The sequence below is a fragment of the Rhodococcus sp. ENV425 genome, assembly GCF_002887785.1.
Classification (GTDB): Bacteria; Actinomycetota; Actinomycetes; order Mycobacteriales; family Mycobacteriaceae; genus Rhodococcus; species Rhodococcus aetherivorans.
Genome location: NZ_PCZU01000149.1, coordinates 27,315 through 48,038 on the forward strand (window position 1 = coordinate 27,315; position 20,724 = coordinate 48,038).

Consider the following 20,724-nt stretch of genomic DNA (forward strand, 5'->3'; position numbering starts at 1 on the left):
CACCGTGGTGGTGCCGAGACGCCTTTGCAGCGCGGCGATCTGGGTGCGGGTCTGCACCCGCAGCTTGGCATCGAGGTTGGACAGCGGTTCGTCCATGCAGAACACCTGCGGTTCGCGGACGATCGCCCGGCCCATCGCGACGCGCTGCCGCTGGCCGCCGGAGAGCTTGGCGGGCTTGCGGTCCAGGTAGTCGGTGAGGTCGAGCAGCTTCGCCGCCTGCTCGACCTTGCGCCGCCGTTCGTCGGCGCTCACGCCGCGCATCTTCAGTGCGAAGCCCATGTTCTCGGCGACGGTCTTGTTCGGGTACAGGGCGTAGTTCTGGAAGACCATCGCGATGTCACGGTCCTTCGACGGCACGCCGACCATGTCGCGGCCACCGATGCTGATCGACCCCTCGTCGATGTCCTCGAGTCCGGCGAGCATCCGCAGCGCGGTGCTCTTGCCGGAGCCGGACGGTCCGACCAGGACGACGAACTCCCCGTCCTGGATGTCCAGGTTCAGCGAGTCGACGGCGAGGGTGTCGGAGTTCTCGTAGATGCACGACGCGTTGCGGTAGGTGATCTCGGCCATGACGATTCCTTCGAAAGTGATCGGGGGAGTTACTTGATTGCGCCGAACGACAGGCCGCGCACGAGCTTGTTCTGGGCGACCCAGCCGGCGAGGACGACGGGCAGCGCCGCCATCGTCGCGGCCGCGGACAGGCGAGCCCAGTACAGGCCCTCGCCGGTGATGAAGCCGACGAGGAACACGGGAATCGTCTGCGCCTGCACCGCCGTGAGGTTGACGGCGAAGAAGAATTCGTTCCAGGAGAAGATGACGCAGATCAGGGCGGTGGCGGCGATGCCGGGCGAGACGAGCGGCAGGATCACCTCCCGCACCGACGTCCACAGGCCGGCGCCGTCCATGCTCGCGGCCTCGAGCAGCTCGCCCGGCACCTCGAGGAAGAACGAGCGCATCATCCACACCGCGATCGGCAGGTTCATCGCGGTGTAGAGGATGATCAAGGCCCAAATATTGTCGAGCAGACCGATGTTCGCGACGATCACGTACAGCGGGATGATCGCGGCGACGATCGGCAGCATCTTCGTGCTGATGAAGAAGAACAGGGCGTCCTTGGTCTTGCGCACCGGCCGCAGCGACAGGGCGAACGCGGCGGGCACGCCGAGCAGCAGGACGAGGATCGTCGACACGCCGGTGGCGAACGCCGAGTTGAGCAGGCTGACACCGACGCCGGTGTCGAACACCGCGCGGAACTGGTCGAGGGTGGGTGTGAAGAAGAACTTCGGTGGATCGGAGTAGGCGTCGGCCTCCTGTTTGAAGGCGGTGAGCACCATCCAGAACACCGGGAAGAAGAACCCCAGGGCGGCGATCCAGGCGACGACGCCCCATGGATTTGCCTTGCGGTGCTTACGTTTCCGGGGGCGCGCCGGGACGGTCTCCGGTGCGGGGAGCTGCTGTGTGGTGGGGGCGGTGGTGCTCATCAGGCGGCCTCCTCCTTGCCCGTGAACGATGTGAAGATCAGCCGCAGCGCGACGGTGGCCACGACGATGGTGGCGACGACGACCACCACGCCCATGGCGGCGGCCTGGCCGATGTCGAAGCCGAGGAACGCCCGCTGATAGATGTAGAACGGCAGGTTGGAGCTGGCGGTGCCCGGTCCGCCCTGGGTCATCATGTAGATGGCGTCGAACGTGTTGACCAGGTGGATCGCGCCGAGCACGGCGCCGAGTTCGATGAACCGCCGCAGGTGCGGCAGCGTCAGCTCGCGGAACAGGGCGAAGGCGCCGGCCCCGTCGACCCGGCCGGCCTCGAGGGTGTCACGCGGCATGGACTGCAGCCCGGCCAGGATGAGCAGCATCATGAACGGGGTCCACTGCCACACCAGGTTGGCCATCACCGCGGCGAGCGGGTAGCGGCTGACCCAGTCGATCTGCCCGACGCCGAACGGGGAGAGCACGAAGTTGACGATGCCGAACACGGGATCGAACATCGCGGTCTTCCACATCAGCGCTCCCGCGACGGGGGTGACCAGGAACGGCGTGATGAGCAGGGTGCGGACGATGCCGCGGCCGAGGAAGACCCGGTCGAGCAGCAGCGCGAGCAGCAGGCCCAGCACGACGGAGATCAGCACGGTGCCGACGATGAGGATCACGGTGTTGACGGCGACCTCGCGGAACTGGCTGTCGCGGAAGACGTCCGCGTAGTTCTGCAGGCCCACGAAGCTGCGCGAGCCCGGGCGCACCAGGTTCCACGACTGCGTGGAGTAGTAGAGGGTGAACACGAACGGGATCTGCGTGACCACGATCATGAAGATCAGGGCCGGCAGCAGGGGCCCCCGGCGGCGCCAGCCTTCCGCGCGGGAGACCGCGTCGCTCTTGGCTTCCCGCACCCGGCGGATGCGTTCCGAGTCGTCGGCGGTGGGTGCGCCGACTGCCACGGTTGTCATTGTTGATCCTCCCGGTAGGTGGCACCGACGACGTCGGCGTATTCCTGGGCCTGTTCCAGCGCTTCGGTGACGGTCTTCTGACCGGCGATCGCGGCGCTGATCTGCTGGCTCACGCGGGTTCCGAGATCCTGGAACTCGGGGATGGCCAGGAACTGGACGCCGGTGTAGGGCACCGGCTCGACCGTCGGGGCGTCCGGGGTCGCGTTCTCGATGGACCGGAGGGTGAGCGGCCCGTAAGCGGCTGCGGCCTCACGGTATTCGGGGATCTCGTAGGTGGACAGCCGGCTGCCGGGCGGCACCCGCTCCCAGCCGAGGGTCTCGCCGACGGTGCGCAGGTACTCCTTGCTCGTCATCCACGAGACGAACCGCCACGCCGAGTCCGCGTTGTCGCTGTCGACGGGGATGCCGAGCGACCAGCTGTAGAGCCAGCCCGCGTCGTCCTTGACCCGGATCGGTGCGGGGGCGTACCCGATCTTTCCGACCACGTTGCTCGACGCGGGGTCCTCGAGGGTGGAGACCGCCGACGTGGAGTCGTACCACATCGCGACGCGGCCCTGGGCGAGCTGCGTGGCGCATTCGCTGAAACCGCTGGTGGCGGCGCCCGGCTGGCCGTGCTCGCGCACCAGGTCGACGTAGAACTGCACGGCCTCGACGACCTCGGGACTGGTGAGCTGCGCGTTCCAGTTCTCGTCGTACCACCGGCCGCCGAAGGTGTTGATCACCGTGTTCAGCGGGGCGAGCACCTCACCCCAGCCGGGCTTGCCGCGCAGGCAGATCCCGGCGGTGTCGGGGCTGTCGAGGCGGGCGGCGGCAGCGGCGACCTCGTCCCATGTGGGGGTGGGGGACAGGGCGATGCCGGCCTGCTCGAACAGGTCCTTGCGGTACATCAGGAACGAGGACTCGCCGTAGAACGGCACCGAGTACATGTCGCCGTCGTAGGACAGCGATTCGCGCAGGGAGGGAATGAAGTCGTCCTCGTCGTAGCCCTCCGTCTGCCGGGCGTAGTCGGAGAGGTTGGTCAGCCAACCGTTCTCCGCCCACTGCGGGGTCTCGTAGTTGCTGATCATCACCACGTCGAACTCGCCGCCGCCCATCGCGGTGGAGGCCGTGATCTTCGCGCGGGCCTGGTTCTCCGAGAGCGTGACGAACCGCAGGTCGATGTCCGGGTTCTCGGCCTCGAACTGCGCGGCGAGTTGCTGGGCGTCCTGCATCTGGGAGTTCGACACCATCGCGATGGTGACGGTCTGGTCGGAGGCGCCGAGCGAGCCGGCGCCGGCGCAGCCGGTGAGCGTGAGGCTGAGCGCCCCCGCCCCGGCCACCAGCATTCGGGTGGTCGTTCTGGATGTGTTCACCGATCGTCGCCTCTTCTTCGGTCTCTCCGGTGGGGTTATCGGTCGAGTAGCCAACGTGCGCACTCGATGTCGCACACGAGCATGGTGGCCAGGCCGCCGCGCAGCGCCCCGAGCGCGGCCTGGTGTTTGGCGGCCCCGCCGGTGACGAGGACCGTGCCGGGGCAGGCGCGGATGTCGTCGAGCGAGACCGACACGGCGCGACGGTCGAGGTCCCCGCCGACGGCCGTGCCGTCGGCGTGGAAGAACCGTCCCGCGATCTCCCCGACCGCGCCGAGGTCGGTGAGGGAGTCGAGCATGGCGGTGTCGAGGTAGCTGCCCTCGAACAGGGTGGTCGACGTGGACACCGCCCCCACGCCGAACATCATCATGTCGGCGCGGCGGCCGATGTCCAGGGTGCGGGAGATCATCGAGTCGGCACGCATGGACGCGACCGTCGCGGGGTCGGCGTACAGGGGAACGGGGAGGCGGACCATCTTGGCCTGCAGCTGTTCCGCGCATCGTCCGAGCACGTACTCGGCGCCGGTCTGGTAGTCGGACGCGGTGACGGCGCCGTCGAGCTGGACGATCGTCGCGCAGGTCGCCCCGCCCGGCGGCAGGGCCTGCGCGACGGCCACGGTCTCCGGGCCCCACGTGAATCCGAGGGTGTCCGTCGCGCGGATCCGCCGGCTGATCAGGGCGGCGGCGGCCCGTCCGACGCCCGCGAAGCTGGCGGCCTCGTCGAGCGGGCCGGCCGCGTCCACGCCGTCGCCGACGACGACGGCCTCGAGCAGGCCGAAGCGCTCCTCGAGGGCGCGTTCCTCGTCGGCGTGCAGGTCGTCGCGCAGGTTGGCCGGCACGTTCACCTCGATGCGCACCAGGCCCTGGGCCCGGGCCCGGGCGACGAGGCGTCCCGCGGTCGGCCGGGAGACGCCGAGGCGCGTCGCGACCTCCGCCTGGGTGAGGCCGTCCAGGTAGTACAGCGTCGCCGCGCGCAGCGCCAGGCGCAGCTCCTCCGGCGCGGCGGCGGCCGCGGGCTGGTTCGTCACGTGGGGGACGGTCACGACATCTCCTGGTTCGGAGGAACACCGTGAGCAAATGCTCATGGGTGCGTTCATTTGCTCAGTACGCTAGCATCGGCAATGTGACCCACACAACACCCCCGTCGATCCCGGCCGGCATGCGCGCCGCCGTCCTCGTCGAACCCGGACGGATCGAGATGCGCGAACGGCCGGTCCCCGAACCCGCACCCGGCGACGTGCTCGTCCGGGTCACCTCCGTCGGCGTGTGCGGATCGGACACGCACTACTACCGGGAGGGCCGCATCGGCGAATTCGTCGTCGAGGCCCCGCTCGTCCTCGGCCACGAGGCCGCCGGCACGATCGCCGCGGTCGGCGCCGGCGTCCCCGCCGGCCGGGTCGGGCAGCGCGTGTCCATCGAGCCGCAGCGCCCCGACCCCACCACCGACGAAACCCGGCGCGGGCGCTACAACCTCTGCCCGCACATGCGGTTCTACGCCACCCCACCCGTCGACGGCGCCTTCTGCGACTACGTCACCATCGGGGCGGAATTCGCCCACCCCGTGCCCGACACCGTCTCCGACGACGCCGCCGCCCTCTGTGAACCGCTGTCCGTGGGCATCGCCGCCGTCCGCAAGGCGGGCGTCACCGCCGGTTCCCGGGTCCTGGTCACCGGCGCGGGCCCCATCGGGATCGTCACCGCGCAGGTCGCCCGCGCGTTCGGCGCCACCGACATCGTCGTCACCGACCTCGACGCGGACCGGCGCGCGCTGGCCCGGAAGTTCGGGGCGACCGCCACGCTCGACCCGCGCACCGACGACGTCAGCGACCTGCACGTCGACGCCTACATCGACGCCTCCGGCGCCCCCGCCGCGGTCGCCGCCGCGATGCGGGCGGTCCGGCCCGCCGGCACCGTCGTCCTCGTCGGCTCCGGCGCCGAGACGATGAACCTGCCGGTCCAGCTGATCCAGAACCGCGAGCTGGTCCTCACCGGCGTCTTCCGTTACGCACACACCTGGCCGACGGCGATCGCCCTCGCCGCCACCGGCCGCGTCGACCTCGACGCGATGGTCACCGCCCGCTTCCCGCTCGAGAGGGCGGCCGAAGCACTCGAATCCGACCGGACACCCGGCAACATCAAGACCGTCGTGCGGGTGCACCCCGGCGACGACACGTAAGGAGCCCCGAAGTGGACCTGGGGGAGAACACCCTGAACGCCCTGCCCGTCCCTGGCCCGACCTACTCGCGCCGCGACATCGGCGTCGGCATCGTGCATTTCGGGGTCGGCGGATTCCATCGTGCCCATCAGGCGATGTACGTCGACCGGCTGCTCGAACGCGGCGCCCGCAACTGGGGCATCTGCGGCGTCGGCGTCATGCCCGGCGACCGCCGCATGCGCCACGCCCTCGCATCCCAGGACGGCCTCTACACCCTGATCCTGCGCCACCCGGACGGCAAATGGGAACCGCGGGTGATCGGTTCGATCGTCGACTACCGCTACGCCCCCGACGATCCCGAGGCGGTGATCGAACTGATCGCCGCACCCACCACCCGCGTCGTCTCGCTCACCGTCACCGAGGGCGGTTACAACATCCGCCACGACACCGGCGAATTCGACGTCGACGACCCCGCCGTCCGCCGCGACCTCGAGCACCCCGACGCGCCGGCCACCGTCTTCGGCCTGGTCACCGCCGCGCTCGCGCGCCGCCGGGAGCGCGGGCTGCCGTCGCCGACGATCATGTCGTGCGACAACATCGAGGGCAACGGCACCGTCGCCCGGCGGGCTTTCACGTCCTTCGCCGAACTCGTCGACCCCGATCTCGCCGGCTGGATGCGCGAGCACACCCGGTTCCCCAACTCGATGGTCGACCGCATCACCCCCGTCACGACCGACGACATCGCCCCGGAACTCGACGCCCGCTTCGGCGTCCGCGACCGCTGGCCCGTCGTCGCCGAACCGTTCACCTCGTGGGTGCTCGAGGACGACTTCTCCTGCGGCCGTCCGGCCTTCGACGAGGCCGGGGTGCAACTCGTCGACGACGTCGCGCCGTACGAGTTGATGAAGCTGCGCCTGCTCAACGCGAGCCACCAGGCGCTGGCCTACTTCGCCCACCTGTGCGGCTACCGCTACGTGCACGAGGCCGCCCAGGACCCTCTGTTCGCGGAGTTCCTGCTCGACTACATGGACACCGAGGCCACCCCCACCCTGCGGCCCGTGCCCGGCATCGACCTCGCGCAGTACAAGCGCACCCTGATCGAGCGCTTCGCCAATCCCGAGATCCGCGACACCGTCGCCCGGCTGTGCGCCGAATCCTCCGACCGCATCCCGAAGTGGCTGCTGCCGGTGGTGCGGGAGAACCTCGCCACGGGCGGATCGGTGCGCCTGGCCGCCGCCGTCGTGGCCGGCTGGGCCCGCTACGCCGAGGGCATCGACGAGGCCGGCGACCCCATCGAGGTCGTCGACCGGCTCGCCGACACCCTCGGGCCCCTCGCCCGCAGCCAGCGCGAGGAGCCGACCGCCTTCCTCGGGAACCGGTCCGTCTTCGGGGATCTCGCCGATCAGCCGCGGTTCGTCGAGGCCTACCTGTGGGCGCTCGGGTCCCTGCACCGCGTCGGGGCCCGCGCCACCCTGCAAGCCCTGCGCAGCAAGGTCGGATCGTGAACGGGCCCGTCCTCGTGATCGGCGAGGCGCTCGTCGACATCGTCCGCCGGGGCGCGGCCGAGCCCGTCGAACACGTCGGCGGCAGCCCGCTCAACGTCGCCGTCGGCCTCGGCCGGCTCGGCCGCGACGTCGAGTTCGTCACCCATATCGGCGACGACGACCGCGGCCGCCGTATCGTCGGCCACCTCGCGGCCTCGAAGGTGCGGCTCGCCGCCGGCAGCAGCACCGCGGCGCGCACCCCGACCGCGACCGCCGTGCTCGACGAGAACGGCTCCGCCACATACGAGTTCGACCTGGAATGGCAACTGCCCGATCCTCGTCCCACGCCCGGTGCCCGGCACGTGCACACCGGATCCATCGCGGCCCTGCTGGAACCCGGCTGCGAGGCCGTCGCCGCGCTGCTCGACCGGCACGTGCCCACCGCGACCGTCAGCTACGACCCGAACGTCCGGCCCGCGCTCGTCGGCGACGACCCGCGCACCCGCGACCGCATCACCCGGTTCGTCGCGGGCGCCGACGTCGTCAAGGCCAGCGACGAAGACCTGCGCTGGTTCGCCCCCGGCCGCGACCCCCGCGACGTCGCGCGGGAGTGGCTCGCGCTCGGGCCGGCACTCGTCGCGGTGACGCTCGGTGCGGGCGGTGCCGTAGCCGTCGCGCGGTCCGGCGCCGTCGAGGTCGCCGCGCACCCGGTCGAGGTCGTCGACACCGTCGGCGCCGGCGACGCGTTCATGGCCGGCCTGCTCGACGCCCTGTGGACCCAGGAGCTGCTCGGCGACCGCGAGGGCCTGCGCGGAATCGGACCGGACGCGCTGCGCACGGCCCTGGACGTCGCCGCGCTCACCGCGGCCCGCACCGTCGCGCGTGCCGGCGCGGACCTGCCCACCCGCGACGAGCGGGACGCCGACCCGAAGGAGCCGTGGTGACGCTCGTCGCCGGGATCGACTCGTCCACCCAGTCCTGCAAGGTGCTCGTCTGCGACGCGCACACCGGCCGCATCGTGCGGCAGGGCCGCGCCCCGCACCCCGACGGCACCGAGGTCGACCCGCGTGCCTGGGCGGACGCCCTCGACCGCGCCGTCGCCGCCGCCGGCGGGCTCGACGACGTCGCCGCGGTGTCGGTCGGCGGTCAGCAGCACGGGCTGGTGACCCTCGACAAGACCGGGACGGTGGTGCGCCCGGCGCTGCTGTGGAACGACACCCGCTCGGCCGCGGCCGCCGCCGACCTCGTCGCCGACCTCGGGGGCGGACAGAAGTGGGCCGACGCCGTCGGCGTCGTCCCGCTCGCCGCGATCACCGTCGCCAAGGCCCGCTGGCTCGCCGACCACGAGCCCGCCCGCGCCGACCGCACCGCGGCGCTGTGCCTGCCGCACGACTGGCTGACCTGGCGGCTGGCCGGAGGATCGGACATCGGTGCGCTGATCACCGACCGCAGCGACGCCAGCGGCACCGGCTATTACAGCGCCGCCGACGACGCCTATCGCACCGACCTGCTCGAACTGGCGTTGCGCGGCCGGCGGCCCCTGCTGCCCCGGGTGGCCGGACCCGCCGAACAGGTCGGGGAGACGAGCCGGGGTGCCGCGCTGGGACCCGGCGCCGGGGACAACGCCACCGCCGCCCTCGCCCTCGGTGCGCGCGAGGGCGACGTGATCGTCTCCGTCGGCACGTCGGGCGTGGTCTCGGCGGTCTCGGTCACCCCCACCCGCGACCCCGACGGGCTGGTCGCCGGCTTCGCCGACGCCACCGGCCGCCACCTGCCGCTCGTGTGCACCCTCAACGCGGCGCGGGTCCTCGACGCCACCGCCGCGCTGCTCGGCGTCGACCACGACGAACTGTCACGGCTCGCGTTGTCGGCCCCGCCCGGCGCCGGCGGGCTCGTGATGGTGCCGTACCTCGAGGGCGAGCGCACCCCCAACCGCCCCGGCGCGACCGGCGCGATCCACGGCCTGCGCCTGACGAATTCGACGCGGGAGCACCTGGCGCGCGCGGCCGTGGAGGGGCTGCTGTGCTCGCTCGCGGACGGCCTCGACCACATCACCGCGCAGGGCGTGCCGGTGCGACGGGTGCTGCTCGTCGGTGGCGGCGCCCGTTCCCGCGCGCTGCGCGAGGTCGCGCCCGGCGTGCTCGGGGTCCCGGTCGAGGTGCCCGAGCCGGGCGAGTACGTCGCCGTCGGCGCGGCCCGCCAGGCGGCGTGGGTGCTCGACGGCGGTGCGGAACCACCGCGGTGGCAGGGTGGTGCCGTGCAGCGTTACGAGACCGACCCGATGCCGGCCGTGCGCGCCCGGTACGCGGAGGTCCGCGACCTGACCGAGGACACGATCCGTTGCAGCTGACGCGGGTGGCCGGCTCAGGACAGGCCGAAGGCACTGGCCAGGAAGTCGATCAGCCAGGAGAAGATCTCGACGGACCCGATCACGCTCGAGCCCTCGTCGGTGGTGTCGGCGAGGGCCGTGCCGGGCGCGAGCGCCGACAGGACTGTGGCGCCGAGAACTGCCGTGGTGATGCGAGCCGACGTCCGCATGAGCGTCTCCTTCCGACGGGTATCGAAACCAGTTCATGATCGCCCGGGCGTGCACCGGTTCGCGACCGCGATGAGTTCCGGTTCCGTCTCGGGTCGATATCTGTGACACCGACGTCTGTAACACCGAGGGCAGTGCCGTCATCCACCCGAGCAAGGAGAAGACGATGCCGAAGATCACCCCGTTCCTGTGGTTCGACACCGAGGCCGAGGACGCGGCCAAGTTCTACACCAGTGTGTTCCCCGACTCCCGCATCCTGGGCACCACCTACTACCAGGACGCCGGCCCCAAGCCGGCCGGCACCGTCATGGCCGTCGACTTCGAACTCGACGGCCAGCGCTACGTCGCGTTCAACGGCGGCCCGGAGTTCTCGTTCTCCGAGGCGGTGTCGCTCCAGATCGACTGCGCCGACCAGGACGAGGTCGACCACTACTGGAACGCCCTCACCGAGGGCGGGGAGGAGAGCCAGTGCGGCTGGCTGAAGGACCGCTTCGGGCTGTCCTGGCAGGTGGTGCCGCGGCGGCTCTACGAGCTGCTCTCCGACACCGACCCCGAGGTGGGACGGCGCATCACCGAGGCGATGTTGCAGATGCGCAAGATCGAGATCGCGCCGCTCGAGGACGCCGCCCGCGGCTGAACCCGAGCGGCGGCCGAGCCCAGCTATCACCGCGGTGGCGGTGATAGCTTTCGGTCGATGACCACGCGCACCGAGCGGCTCGACGAGCTCCCGTTCACCCGCAAACACGGCAGGCTGCTGCTCGGCTCCGGTGTGGGCTGGGCGCTCGACGCCATGGACGTCGGGCTCATCTCGTTCGTGATGGCCGCCCTGGCGGTGCAGTGGGGCCTGAGCACGACCCAGTTGTCGTGGATCGGTTCGATCGGCTTCGTCGGGATGGCCGTCGGCGCCGCGCTCGGCGGCCTGCTCGCCGACCGGATCGGCCGGCGCCAGGTGTTCGCGGTGACACTGCTGGTGTACGGCCTAGCAACCGGTGCCGCCGCGCTCGCCGGCTCCGTCGCGGTGCTGATCGTGCTGCGGTTCGTCGTCGGTTTGGGTCTCGGGGCCGAACTTCCGGTGGCGTCGACCCTCGTCAGTGAATACGCGCCGCGCCGGCAGCGCGGCCGCATGGTGGTGGCGCTCGAGGCGTTCTGGGCGGCCGGGTGGATCCTCGCCGCCCTCATCGGCTACTTCGTGATCCCGCTCGGCGACGACGGCTGGCGCTGGGCGCTGGCCGTGGGGATCGTCCCCACCCTGTACGCGGTGGTCATGCGGTTCGGCCTGCCCGAATCCGTCCGGTACCTCGAGAGCCGTGGCCGCTACGGCGAGGCCGAGACGGCCGTCCGGTCCTTCGAGACGTCCGCCGGCGTCGACGCGCCCCCGGACCAGGAGGAGACGTCGCGCCCGGTGCGCACCGACCCGGCGGCGGCCGAGTCGATCTGGTCGTCGCGGCTGCGGCGCCGGACCGTCGCCCTGTGGACGGTGTGGTTCGGCATCAACCTCTCGTACTACGGGGCCTTCATCTGGCTGCCCAGCCTGCTGGTCACCCAGGGCTTCGATTTGGTGAAGTCCTTCCAGTACACGCTGATCATCACGCTCGCGCAGTTGCCGGGGTACGCGGTCGCCGCGTGGCTGATCGAGGTGTGGGGGCGGCGCGCCACCCTGACGAGTTTCCTCGTCGGCTCGGCGGCGGCCGCCGGGCTGTTCGGCCTCGCCGACACCCCCACCCGGATCGTCGCCGCCGGAATGGCGTTGTCGTTCTTCAACCTCGGCGCGTGGGGCGCGCTGTACGCGATCGGTCCGGAACTGTATCCGACGTCGGTGCGGGCCGCCGGGACCGGTGCGGCGGCCGCGTTCGGGCGCATCGCGTCGATCCTGGCGCCGCTGCTGGTGCCCGGGCTGCTCACGGCCGGCGGCAACCCGCTCGTCTTCGGGGTGTTCGCGGCGGCGTTCGCCGTCGCCGCCGTCGCCGCCTACACGCTGCCGGAACGCAAGGGGCAGGTGCTCGAGGCCTGAGCCCTACGCCCGTGCGGGCGGCGCCTGGCTGCAGGCCGTCGCCACGGCGAAGGCCCCGAGGGCCGTGCCGGTGACGAGGCGCTGCGCCCGCACGGCCCGCGGGTGCGTTGCCACGCGGCGCGCGACGGCTGCCGCGCCGAGCACGATCAACCCGTTCACCGTCAGCGCCACCCCGATCTGGACCGCGCCGAGCACGAGTAATTGCCGCCACTCGGGACCGGCGGCGGGCGAGACGAACTGGGGCAGCAGCGCCGCATACATCAGGGCGATCTTCGGGTTGAGCACGTTCGTCGCGAGGCCCATGCCGAACAGTCGCGCCGCCGAGTGCTCGGTCGCAGGGGCCGGGGCGAAGAGTGCACCGCCGCCGGGACGCAGGATGCCCCATGCGAGATACGCGAGATAGCCCGCGCCGGCGAACCGCAGGAGATCGTGGGCGACGGGGACCGCGGCGAACAGGGCGGAGAGCCCGGCCGCAGTGGCGAGCAGGTAGCAGAGGAACCCGGCGCCGACACCCGCGAGGGACACCAGGCCGGCCCGGCGGCCCTGCGCCAGCGACCGGGAGGTCAGGTACATCATGTTCGGGCCGGGCGTGAGGACCATGCCCAGCGCGACCACGGCCACCCCGGCCGCAGCGGAGGCAGAAACCACGGGAACCCCTTCCGTTCGGGACAGGATCGAGAGTGCCGCGCGGAAACGTGCACGTCCATCACGGCTTTGTGCAGGGTTCTGTGTAATGTTGCTACATGTTCGACGTCGACGGGCTCGTGGCCCTGCGTGCGCTGCGTGACCACGGCACGGTCACCGAGGCCGCGAGCGCCCTCGGCTACACGCCCTCCGCCGTCAGCCAGCGCGTCAAACGGCTCGAGCGACGCCTCGGCGCGGCCCTCACGGCCCCGGCGGGCCGCCGGGTGGTGCTCACCCCCGCCGCCCAGCGCCTCCTCGACGACGCCGAACCCCTTCTCGGGCAGCTGGAATCGGCCTTCTTCCGGGTCTCGGGATCGTCGCGGATCGCCGGCGCGGTCACGGTGGCGGCATTCACGACGGCGATCCGGGCCGGCATCCCCGCGGCGCTGGCCTCGGCCACCATGGGCCGGCCGGATCTGTCCGTCAGGGTCGTCGAGGCCGACCCGGTCGACGCTGCCCTGAGGGTGGCCACCGGGCGGGCCGACGTCGCCGTGCTGCACCACTGGCGGTCGCTGCCGCGGGTGTTGCCCGACACCCTCGTCGCCGAACATGTGCTCGACGACGGCGCCGACGTGATCGTGCGCGCGGACCATCCGCCGGCCCTCGGCGAAACGCTCTCACCGCAACAGCTCTCGTCGTCGGACTGGGTGTCCACCGGCGAGGGGACGCTGTGCCACGAATGGCTGATGTCCATGTTCGCCGGGCACGGCCTGCGCCCCCGGATCACCTGCACGTCGAGTGACTTCGACATCCATCTGGACTTCGTGCGCGCCGGGCTCGCCGCCGCGCTGGTCCCGCGACTGGGCCGCAGGCCGCTGGGACCGGACCTGGTGGCGATACCCGCGCCCGGCGCCGTGCGGGTCGTCAGCGTCGTCCGGCGCGCCGGTCAGGTCGACGACCCGACCCTTGCGCACGTCGTGTCGCACCTGCGCATGTCGTTGGGCGCGTAACCGCCGAGGCCCCGCGAGTGCGCACGTCTCGCGCCGATTCCCGAGGCCGCGCGACGGGATGTGCGCACTCGGTGCGCGTGGAGTCATCCTTCTGTGCATTCCCAGCCATGTTCGCCCGCCATCCGGGGACCTAGTGTTCCAGATCACAAGCATCCGGCGGCGGGTGGTGCGCATTCGAGGCCCCCGCCGCGACCCGAAAGGACGGACCTGGACGTGGCGTCACTGCAGACGGTGCAGAGGATCGGACCGGTGCTGGACCTGTTCACGGTGCAGCAACCCGAGTGGGGAGTCTCCGAGGTCGCGGCGGCGATCGACGTTCCCCGATCGAGCGCGCACGCCCTGCTGTCGAGCCTGGTCGACACGGGGCTGCTCCAGTGCCGCGCACGCGGACGCTACCGGCTCGGTTGGCGCGTCGTGGAGCTGGGAGAGACGCTGCGCGGCACCGTCGACGTCCGGTCCTGTGCCGCCCCGGTCCTCGAGCGCCTGGTGGAGAAGTACGGCGAGACAACTCATCTCGCGGTCATGGATCGATGGAACGTCCTCTATGTGGACAAGATTCTCGGCAATCACAACATCACCGTGCAGGGTGCGCGGATCGGGACGCGCCTGGATGCGCATTCCACGGCGGTGGGCAAGGTGCTGCTCGCGCAACTCGAGGAGATCGAGGTGCGCCGGTATCTGGCCATGCGCCCGTTGCGGCGGCTGACACCGTCGACCACCACGAACCCCCAGGCACTTCTGGACGCCCTGGCCGGTGTGCGCTCGGCCGGCTTCGCTGCGGACCTCGGGGAGACGGTCTCGGAGGTGCACTGCGTCGCCGCCCCGGTGCGCGACGACCTGGGTTCCGTCGTGGCGGCCGTGAGCGTGAGCGTGCCCGCGACGCGCTTCGTCCAGCGGCGACCGCAGCTCGAGCGGGCCGTGGTCGGTGCCGCGCACGAGATCACCCGGGCGATCGCCGAAGCCCACGACTGCAGTCCCGTGCTCCTGCGGGACGACCCGGGTGCCGCCGGTTTGACGGCGGCGAGCCCACGCGCCTCCTGACCACGAATCCGACCGCACGAACGAGACAAGCGAAAAAGAGGAGCCATGGACACCGCCGCCCACAAGGCCGCAGACCGACTGCTCGAGGTGTATCGCACGGGGGAACCGATCGATCCGCTCACCCCGGACCATCCCGACGCGTCGATCGAACTCGCCTACCGGATCCAACAGCTGCAGGTCGAGCAGTGGACGCTGGCCGGTGATGTCGTCAAGGGCCACAAGGTGGGCTTGGCCTCCCGCGCGATCCAGCGGCAGATGGGCGTCGATCAACCCGATTTCGGGCACCTGACCGCGAGCATGTTCCACCTCGAGCACCAGCCGATCCCCGCCGGCCGCTTCCTGCAGCCGCGGATCGAGCCCGAGGTGGCGTTCGTGCTCGGCCGGCCGCTGGCCGGTCCGGGCGTCACCGCCGCCGAAGCCGCGCGGGCCGTGGACTTCGTGCTGCCCGCACTCGAGATCGTCGACTCGCGGATCCGGGACTGGAAGATCGGCATCTTCGACACCATCGCGGACAATGCCTCCTCCGGCGGCGTGATCCTGGGGAGCCGGCCGGTCTCCCTCGGCGACGTCGACCTGAGGCTGATCGGATGCACGCTCCACATAGGCGGTGAACTCACGGCGACGGGAGCAGGCGGAGCCGTGCTCGGGTCCCCGCTCAACGCACTGGTGTGGCTGGCCAACACGGTCGGCCCGCTCGGGGTCACCCTCGAACCGGGGCATGTGGTGCTTCCAGGTTCCATGACCAGGGCGTTCCCGGTGGCGGCGGGCGACTCCGTCGTGGCGAACATCAGCGGACTCGGCAGCGTCACCGCCGTGCTCGGAGGAAAGGACGAGAAATGAGCGACCAGTTGTGGAGCGCGGCCCGCGTCGCCGACGTGCTGCTGCGTGCGGAGGACACCGCGACCCCGCAGACGTCGATCCTCGCGGAATGGGACGGACTGGACCTGGGGACCGCGTACGCCGCGCAGGACATCGCGTTGCGCATGCGGCTCGCCCGCGGCGAGCGGCTCACCGGCGTGAAGCTCGGGGTCACGTCGAAGGCGAAGCAACGGCAGGTGGGGGTGGACTCGCCGTCCACCGCGTGGCTCACGGACCGGATGATCCTGCCGATCGGCGAGCCTGTCCCGCGCGAGAAGATGATCCACGCCCGCGCGGAGCCGGAGATCGCGTTCGTCATGGGCCGCAGGCTCGAGGGACCCGGGGTCTCGGCCGCGACCGCGCTGGCCGCGGTGGAGCACGTGGTCGGCGCGATCGAGATCATCGACAGCCGGTTCTCCGGCTACCAGTTCTCGATGATGGACGCCGTCGCGGACAACAACTCGTCCGGACGGTACGTGACCGGTCCGGTCGGCCGTGCGCCGGAGGATCTCGATCTCGCCCTCGAGGCGTGCCTGCTCGAGGTCGACGGCGAGGTGGTGGACTCGGCGACGGGCGCCGCGGTGCACGGACATCCCGCGGAGGCGCTGGCCTTCGCCGCGAACACCCTGGCCGAGCGGGGACTCGCCATCGAGGCAGGGTGGGTGGTGCTCACCGGCGGCATGACCGACGCGGTGCCGGTGCAGCCGGGGGCGCGCATCGCCGCGCACTTCACCACCCTCGGCACCGTCACCGTCGCGGGAGGCTGACGATGCCGTTCATCGACGTGACGATCGCGGAGGGGCGCAGCCCGGACGAGCTCCGGAGGCTGATCCACGAACTGACCCAGGCGGCGCACCGGGCCCTGGACGCGCCGCTGCCCAACATCCGGGTGGTGCTGCGGGAGACGCCGAAGACACACTTCGCGGCGGGTGATGTGACGATCGCCGAGCGTGAGACACGGGCCTGAACGGTCCGGATATCCCGAACTGCGACAACGCCCGCCGGCGACGAAGTCGAGCATCGTGATCGGACCGGATCGGGGCGGGGCCGCGGGATACACAAGGGAGACACCATCCCCTGTATCCCCCGGAGAACCCGATGACGTCGAACCGACAGCGCGCCCTGACCCTGGTTGCCGAGCCCGAGCCCGGCTGCGAACGGGTGGCGGACCGGATGTACCACGACCTGCTGTCGCCACCGGGGGTGCGACAGGTGCGCGACCGCGTCCGGGACTTCGCCACCCGGGCCGTCGCGCCGATCGCCGGCCGGATCGCCGGCGGGGACGAGCGCCTCGACGGGTTCCCGCGGGACGCGTTCGAGGCCATGGCCTCGAACGGTCTGTTCCGCATTCCCTTCACCGCGGACGTCGGTGGCGACGGACTCACGCATCGCGCCACGGCCACCGCGGTGGCCGTCGAGGAACTGGCGTACTACTCCAACAGTGTCGCCGCCATCTACGACGTCCATTGCATCCTCGCCGGCACGGCACTGGACCAGGGCACCGAGGAGCAACGGCACCGATGGCTGCGTCCCGTCGTCGACGGGGAGATCGTCGGGTCGTTCGCGACGAGTGAGCCCGGTGCGTCGAGCGATCTCTCTCCCGAAGCGGTGCAGACCGTCGCGAGCCCGGACGGCGACGGGTGGGTACTCACCGGCCGCAAGCGGTGGATCACCAATTCGGTCGTCGCCGGCGTCGTCGTCGTGCTCGCCCGGACCGGCGACAGCCTCACCACCTTCATCGTTCCCACCAGCGCACCGGGCGTCACCGTCGGCACACCCGACCGCAAACTCGGCAACCGCGGGCAGATCACGGCCGACGTGATCCTCGACCGTGTTCGGCTCGGACCGGAAGCGGTGCTCGGGCGGGTCGGCGGCGGCCTGCGCGTCGCGCTCCGGACACTCACGTACGGCCGCATCGGAATCGGCGCCGCTGGCGTCGGCATGGCGCAGGCCGCCTTCGACCGCACCGTCGCGCATCTGAAGTCGCGGCACGCGTTCGGTGGTTCGCTGGCTTCCAAACAGCACTGGCAGTTCGTGATGGCCGACTACGCGGCGGACCTCGAGGCCGCCCGCAGCCTGTACCTGAAAGCGGCTCTTCGGCTCGACGCCGGGGAGCATTTTCCCGAGCCCGATGCGGCGATGGCGAAGCTGCGCGGCACCGACCTGGCGGCGCGCATCGCCCGGGATGCCGTGCAGGCGTTCGGCGGACTCGGATTCGTGCAGTCCCTCGGAGCCGACGACACCGAAGGACCGGTCGAGGCGATATACCGGGACAGCAAGATCGGTGAGATCTACGAGGGCGCCAACGAGATCCAGCGATGGGTCCTCGCACGACAGATCTTCGGACGCGATCACACCGGATAACGGAACATTCTCCGCACATCATTCGGAGCGCGGGACGGTCGTCGATCTCCGGCGAGGCAACGGGACGAACGGTTCTCGCGGGACTGCGGACGCGCGGTGCACGCGGTCCGCCCGTCCCGGCGACTATCGTACGGCTCGACCGAGCCGGAAATGCGCGGGGCTGGAGCCGAACTGCCGACGGAAGGCACGGCTGAAGTGGGACACGTCCCGGAAGCCGACCAGGCCGCTGATCTCGGTGACCGTGAGGTCGGTTTCCGACAGCAGGGCACGCGCGCGTCCGAGGCGTACCTGGTACAGCCAGGTGCGGGGGGTGGTTCCCGCCGTGCTGAACAACTTGTGGATGTACCGCACGGACATTCCGAGTTCCGCGCCGACATCGGCGAGCGTGTGGTCGGGGTCTCGGAGATACCGGACCATGGTGCTCTGCACTTTGCGAAGGTCGTCCGCGTGGATCCGCTTCGTGGCGCTCAACGGGGGCGACTGTTCACCGATCGCGCTCACGAGCAGATCCAGCGCCGCGGCCGCAACGGTTGCCGAAGAGCCCTGCGACAAGGGGGTATCGGCGGTGGCGACCTCGACGAGGAACCGGGACACGAACCGTCCGATTCCGGACTGTCCGGAAATGCCCTGGCCTGTCACGCTGTTCATGAGCTCGACAGGAAGGCGGGAGGTCAGCTGCTCACGCGGCGTGCGCAGCACGATCTGCTCGAATTCGGTTGTGGCGTCGACGACGAACGGTGCCGACGAGTCGACGATGCCGAAGGCGCCGTCGGTGAGGGTCGCCGACCGGGTCCCCTGCGTCAGGATCGCGGAACCGCGCGTGATCAAGCACAGCAGGTAGTCGTCGTTCGGATCCGAGGTGATCATCGACGGTGTCCGCACCACCGCGTGCGGATCGGCATGCACCACACTGACGGTCATCTCCCCGAGCGGGCGCGCGACCAGATCCGCCGCGAAACGGTCGTGCGTCTGCGGCCAGTCGACGTCCATCTCGCAGTAGGTCGTCTCGAGCGTGTCCGTCCACCGGGCACGACCTTCGGTGGACTCCAGTTCGCGCGTGCTCAGCGCCAATCTCCGGCCGGACGCCGCGGTGCACGGGGAGTCATCCTTCGGTGCACTGTCGGTCATGTTCCCGCTCACCTCCGCCTTCTAGTGTTCCAGATCACAGGAACTCGGCGGGCGGACGATACCGCGGGACACCCCGTCTGCGCGACCCCGGCCGTCATCTCCGGATGAGCCCACGACAGGAGAGCGACATCATGACCACCACCCATACCTGGATCGACGAGATCACCATGGAGGAACTCGACCGCGACCCGAATCCGATCTACGAGCGGCTGCGCCGGGAGGCGCCGGTCGCCTACGTCCCGGCGATCGGGATGCACGTGGTGGCCACGAGGGAGCTGTGCCTGCAGATCACCCAGGACTCCGAGACGTGGTCCACGGTGATCGCCCCCTCGGGCGGGCGGACGTTCGGGACCGGAACCGTGCTCGACTCCAACGGCGAGCGGCACCGCAAGCTGCGCGAATGGATCGATCCGCAACTCCGGCCCGCCGCGGTCGACTCCTACGTGGAAGCGCTGGTCCGGCCGCAGGCGCGGAGCATCCTCGAACGGATCGAGGAACTCGGGGCCGTGGACATCCAGGAGGCCTATTTCGCTCCGGTCAGCGTCCGTGCGGTCGGTGACCTGATGGGTCTGCGGAACGTCCCCTCGGAGACGCTCGTGCGGTGGTTCCAGACGCTCGCGCTGTCGTACGGCAACGCCGAGGTCGACGAGAACGGCGAGTTCGCCCATGCCGAGCCCTTCGAGGCCGGAGACCGGATCAAGGAGGAGATCGTCGCCACCGTCGATCCGTTGCTCGACCACTGGACCCGCAATCCCGACCACACGTTGATCTCGCACTGGTTGCACGACGGAATGCCGGAGGGGCAGGTGCGGGAGCGGTCGGAAATCTACCCGAACATCTACGTCTTCCTGCTCGGTGCGCTGCAGGAGCCCGGTCACGTCATGACGACGACACTGGCGGGCCTGCTGCAGCATCCCGACCAGCTCGAGCGCGTCGTCGACGATCCGGATCTCCTCCCGCGGGCGGTCAACGAGGGCGCGCGCTGGGTAGCGCCGATCTGGAGCGCCGCCGTCAAGGTCGCGAACCGGGAGGTCACGGTCGGCGGCGTCGACCTGCCCGCGGGTACGCCGGTCATACTCGCGTACGGCTCGGCCAACCGCGACGAGACGGTGTGGGCGAACCCGGACGCCTACGACGTGGACCGGCCGGTCATGCCGCACCTCGCCTTCGGCGCCGGCAAGCACGCCTGTGCCGGCACCTACCTCGGGACCGCGATCGTCCGGATCGCCCTCGAGGAGTTGTTCGAGACGATCCCGAACATCGAACCCGACCCCGACCGCACCCCGAGCTTCTGGGGCTGGACCTTCCGCGGCCCGCAGGGCCTGCACGTCCGATGGGAGGTGTAGTCGTGAGCCACTCGGTGACCGTTTCCGGGCAGGACGGGGCCTTTCCCGGCGCGCCCGACCGTTCGGTACTCGAGTCCGCACTGCGGGCGAACCGCTGGTTGCCGCACGCGTGCTCGCAGGGCACCTGCGGGACCTGCAAGATCAGGGTGCTGTGCGGCGAGGTGGACCACGGCCGGCCCGACGAGACCATCCTGAGCGAGGCGGAGCGCGCGTCCGGGCTCACACTCGCCTGTCAGGCGACACCTCGCACCGATCTGACCGTCGCGCCGTTGAACGACGTGCCCCCGGACGGGCCGAGGCATCCCTTGCGCGACCACGCCGGCACCGTGCTCGAGCTGGCCGACATCGCACGGTGCACCCGCCGGCTCGTCG

Annotated in this window: 22 protein-coding genes; 14 read left to right on the forward strand and 8 right to left on the reverse strand. The window is 70.8% G+C overall.

The genetic code is table 11. From position 1 onward, the window contains the following. The 5 genes from CQZ88_RS30915 to CQZ88_RS11780 form a co-directional block, all read right to left on the reverse strand. The coding region (locus CQZ88_RS30915) for an ABC transporter ATP-binding protein (RefSeq protein WP_258008564.1) at positions 1-570 on the reverse strand (570 nt) is incomplete at its 3' end. Between the two features lie 29 nt (positions 571-599). Beyond that, entirely contained in the window at positions 600-1,481 is an 882-nt protein-coding gene (locus CQZ88_RS11765; RefSeq protein WP_006933843.1) for a carbohydrate ABC transporter permease, read from the reverse strand. Beyond that, a complete protein-coding gene (locus tag CQZ88_RS11770; protein ID WP_006933844.1) occupies positions 1,481-2,446 on the reverse strand; it encodes a carbohydrate ABC transporter permease in 966 nt (321 codons plus the stop codon). The genes CQZ88_RS11765 and CQZ88_RS11770 overlap by 1 nt, the downstream gene beginning before the upstream one ends. Beyond that, a complete protein-coding gene (locus tag CQZ88_RS11775) occupies positions 2,443-3,771 on the reverse strand; it encodes a sugar ABC transporter substrate-binding protein (RefSeq protein ID WP_006933846.1) in 1,329 nt (442 codons plus the stop codon). Before CQZ88_RS11775 ends, CQZ88_RS11770 begins: the two co-directional genes overlap by 4 nt. Positions 3,772-3,833: 62 nt before the next feature. Beyond that, the gene (locus CQZ88_RS11780) at positions 3,834-4,838 is read right to left on the reverse strand and encodes a sugar-binding transcriptional regulator (protein WP_006933848.1); all 1,005 of its coding nucleotides are present in this window, start codon (positions 4,836-4,838) and stop codon (positions 3,834-3,836) included. A 116-nt stretch (positions 4,839-4,954) separates the two neighbouring features. Between CQZ88_RS11780 and CQZ88_RS11785 the strand changes: the two genes are divergently transcribed. From CQZ88_RS11785 to xylB, 4 genes are read left to right on the forward strand one after another with little or no spacing between them, the layout of a single operon-like run. Beyond that, the gene (locus CQZ88_RS11785) at positions 4,955-5,971 is read left to right on the forward strand and encodes an NAD(P)-dependent alcohol dehydrogenase (RefSeq protein WP_043799216.1); all 1,017 of its coding nucleotides are present in this window, start codon (positions 4,955-4,957) and stop codon (positions 5,969-5,971) included. An 11-nt stretch (positions 5,972-5,982) separates the two neighbouring features. Then, on the forward strand, positions 5,983-7,455 hold the full coding sequence (locus CQZ88_RS11790) for a mannitol dehydrogenase family protein (RefSeq protein WP_029542295.1): 1,473 nt from the start codon (positions 5,983-5,985) through the stop codon (positions 7,453-7,455). After that, positions 7,452-8,378 carry a carbohydrate kinase gene (locus tag CQZ88_RS11795; protein ID WP_043799219.1) on the forward strand — a complete coding sequence of 309 codons (927 nt, stop codon included), beginning with the start codon at positions 7,452-7,454 and terminating at the stop codon, positions 8,376-8,378. The genes CQZ88_RS11790 and CQZ88_RS11795 overlap by 4 nt, the downstream gene beginning before the upstream one ends. Continuing rightward, positions 8,375-9,784: a xylulokinase gene (gene xylB / locus CQZ88_RS11800; protein WP_050036307.1), complete on the forward strand. Its 1,410-nt coding sequence runs from the start codon at positions 8,375-8,377 to the stop codon at positions 9,782-9,784. Before CQZ88_RS11795 ends, xylB begins: the two co-directional genes overlap by 4 nt. A 14-nt stretch (positions 9,785-9,798) precedes the next feature. Here xylB and CQZ88_RS29875 read toward each other — a convergent pair whose 3' ends face one another. Then, positions 9,799-9,972 carry a hypothetical protein gene (locus CQZ88_RS29875; RefSeq protein WP_006933860.1) on the reverse strand — a complete coding sequence of 58 codons (174 nt, stop codon included), beginning with the start codon at positions 9,970-9,972 and terminating at the stop codon, positions 9,799-9,801. Positions 9,973-10,136: 164 nt separating this feature from the next. On the opposite strand from CQZ88_RS29875, the gene CQZ88_RS11805 reads away from it, so the two are divergent. Next, a complete protein-coding gene (locus tag CQZ88_RS11805; protein ID WP_043799220.1) occupies positions 10,137-10,607 on the forward strand; it encodes a VOC family protein in 471 nt (156 codons plus the stop codon). Between the two features lie 57 nt (positions 10,608-10,664). Further along, positions 10,665-11,981, forward strand: coding sequence for an MFS transporter (locus CQZ88_RS11810; RefSeq protein WP_102799789.1), 1,317 nt, complete (start codon positions 10,665-10,667; stop codon positions 11,979-11,981). Between the two features lie 3 nt (positions 11,982-11,984). On the opposite strand, the gene CQZ88_RS11815 is transcribed toward CQZ88_RS11810, so the two are convergent. Further along, a complete protein-coding gene (locus tag CQZ88_RS11815; protein ID WP_043799222.1) occupies positions 11,985-12,629 on the reverse strand; it encodes a LysE family translocator in 645 nt (214 codons plus the stop codon). Positions 12,630-12,724: 95 nt separating this feature from the next. Here CQZ88_RS11815 and CQZ88_RS11820 point away from each other — a divergent pair, with 95 nt between their 5' ends. From CQZ88_RS11820 to CQZ88_RS11845, 6 genes are all read left to right on the forward strand, one after another. Then, a complete protein-coding gene (locus tag CQZ88_RS11820; protein ID WP_043799223.1) occupies positions 12,725-13,615 on the forward strand; it encodes a LysR family transcriptional regulator in 891 nt (296 codons plus the stop codon). Positions 13,616-13,828: 213 nt separating this feature from the next. Beyond that, entirely contained in the window at positions 13,829-14,656 is an 828-nt protein-coding gene (locus CQZ88_RS11825) for an IclR family transcriptional regulator (RefSeq protein ID WP_029542304.1), read from the forward strand. A gap of 45 nt (positions 14,657-14,701) precedes the next feature. Next, a complete protein-coding gene (locus CQZ88_RS11830; RefSeq protein ID WP_006933873.1) occupies positions 14,702-15,496 on the forward strand; it encodes a 2-keto-4-pentenoate hydratase in 795 nt (264 codons plus the stop codon). Then, the gene (locus CQZ88_RS11835; protein WP_006933875.1) at positions 15,493-16,281 is read left to right on the forward strand and encodes a 2-keto-4-pentenoate hydratase; all 789 of its coding nucleotides are present in this window, start codon (positions 15,493-15,495) and stop codon (positions 16,279-16,281) included. Before CQZ88_RS11830 ends, CQZ88_RS11835 begins: the two co-directional genes overlap by 4 nt. Before the next feature lie 2 nt (positions 16,282-16,283). Continuing rightward, positions 16,284-16,481: a tautomerase family protein gene (locus CQZ88_RS11840; RefSeq protein ID WP_006933877.1), complete on the forward strand. Its 198-nt coding sequence runs from the start codon at positions 16,284-16,286 to the stop codon at positions 16,479-16,481. Between the two features lie 131 nt (positions 16,482-16,612). Beyond that, a complete protein-coding gene (locus CQZ88_RS11845; RefSeq protein WP_102799790.1) occupies positions 16,613-17,878 on the forward strand; it encodes an acyl-CoA dehydrogenase family protein in 1,266 nt (421 codons plus the stop codon). Between the two features lie 123 nt (positions 17,879-18,001). On the opposite strand, the gene CQZ88_RS11850 is transcribed toward CQZ88_RS11845, so the two are convergent. Further along, on the reverse strand, positions 18,002-19,006 hold the full coding sequence (locus CQZ88_RS11850; protein ID WP_043799227.1) for an AraC family transcriptional regulator: 1,005 nt from the start codon (positions 19,004-19,006) through the stop codon (positions 18,002-18,004). Positions 19,007-19,137: 131 nt separating this feature from the next. On the opposite strand from CQZ88_RS11850, the gene CQZ88_RS11855 reads away from it, so the two are divergent. Both CQZ88_RS11855 and CQZ88_RS30920 read left to right on the forward strand, forming a co-directional pair. Beyond that, positions 19,138-20,352, forward strand: a complete 1,215-nt coding sequence (locus CQZ88_RS11855) for a cytochrome P450 (RefSeq protein ID WP_029542310.1) — start codon at positions 19,138-19,140, stop codon at positions 20,350-20,352. Positions 20,353-20,354: 2 nt separating this feature from the next. Then, a partial coding sequence (locus CQZ88_RS30920; protein WP_258008565.1) for a 2Fe-2S iron-sulfur cluster-binding protein occupies positions 20,355-20,724 on the forward strand: 370 nt, incomplete at its 3' end.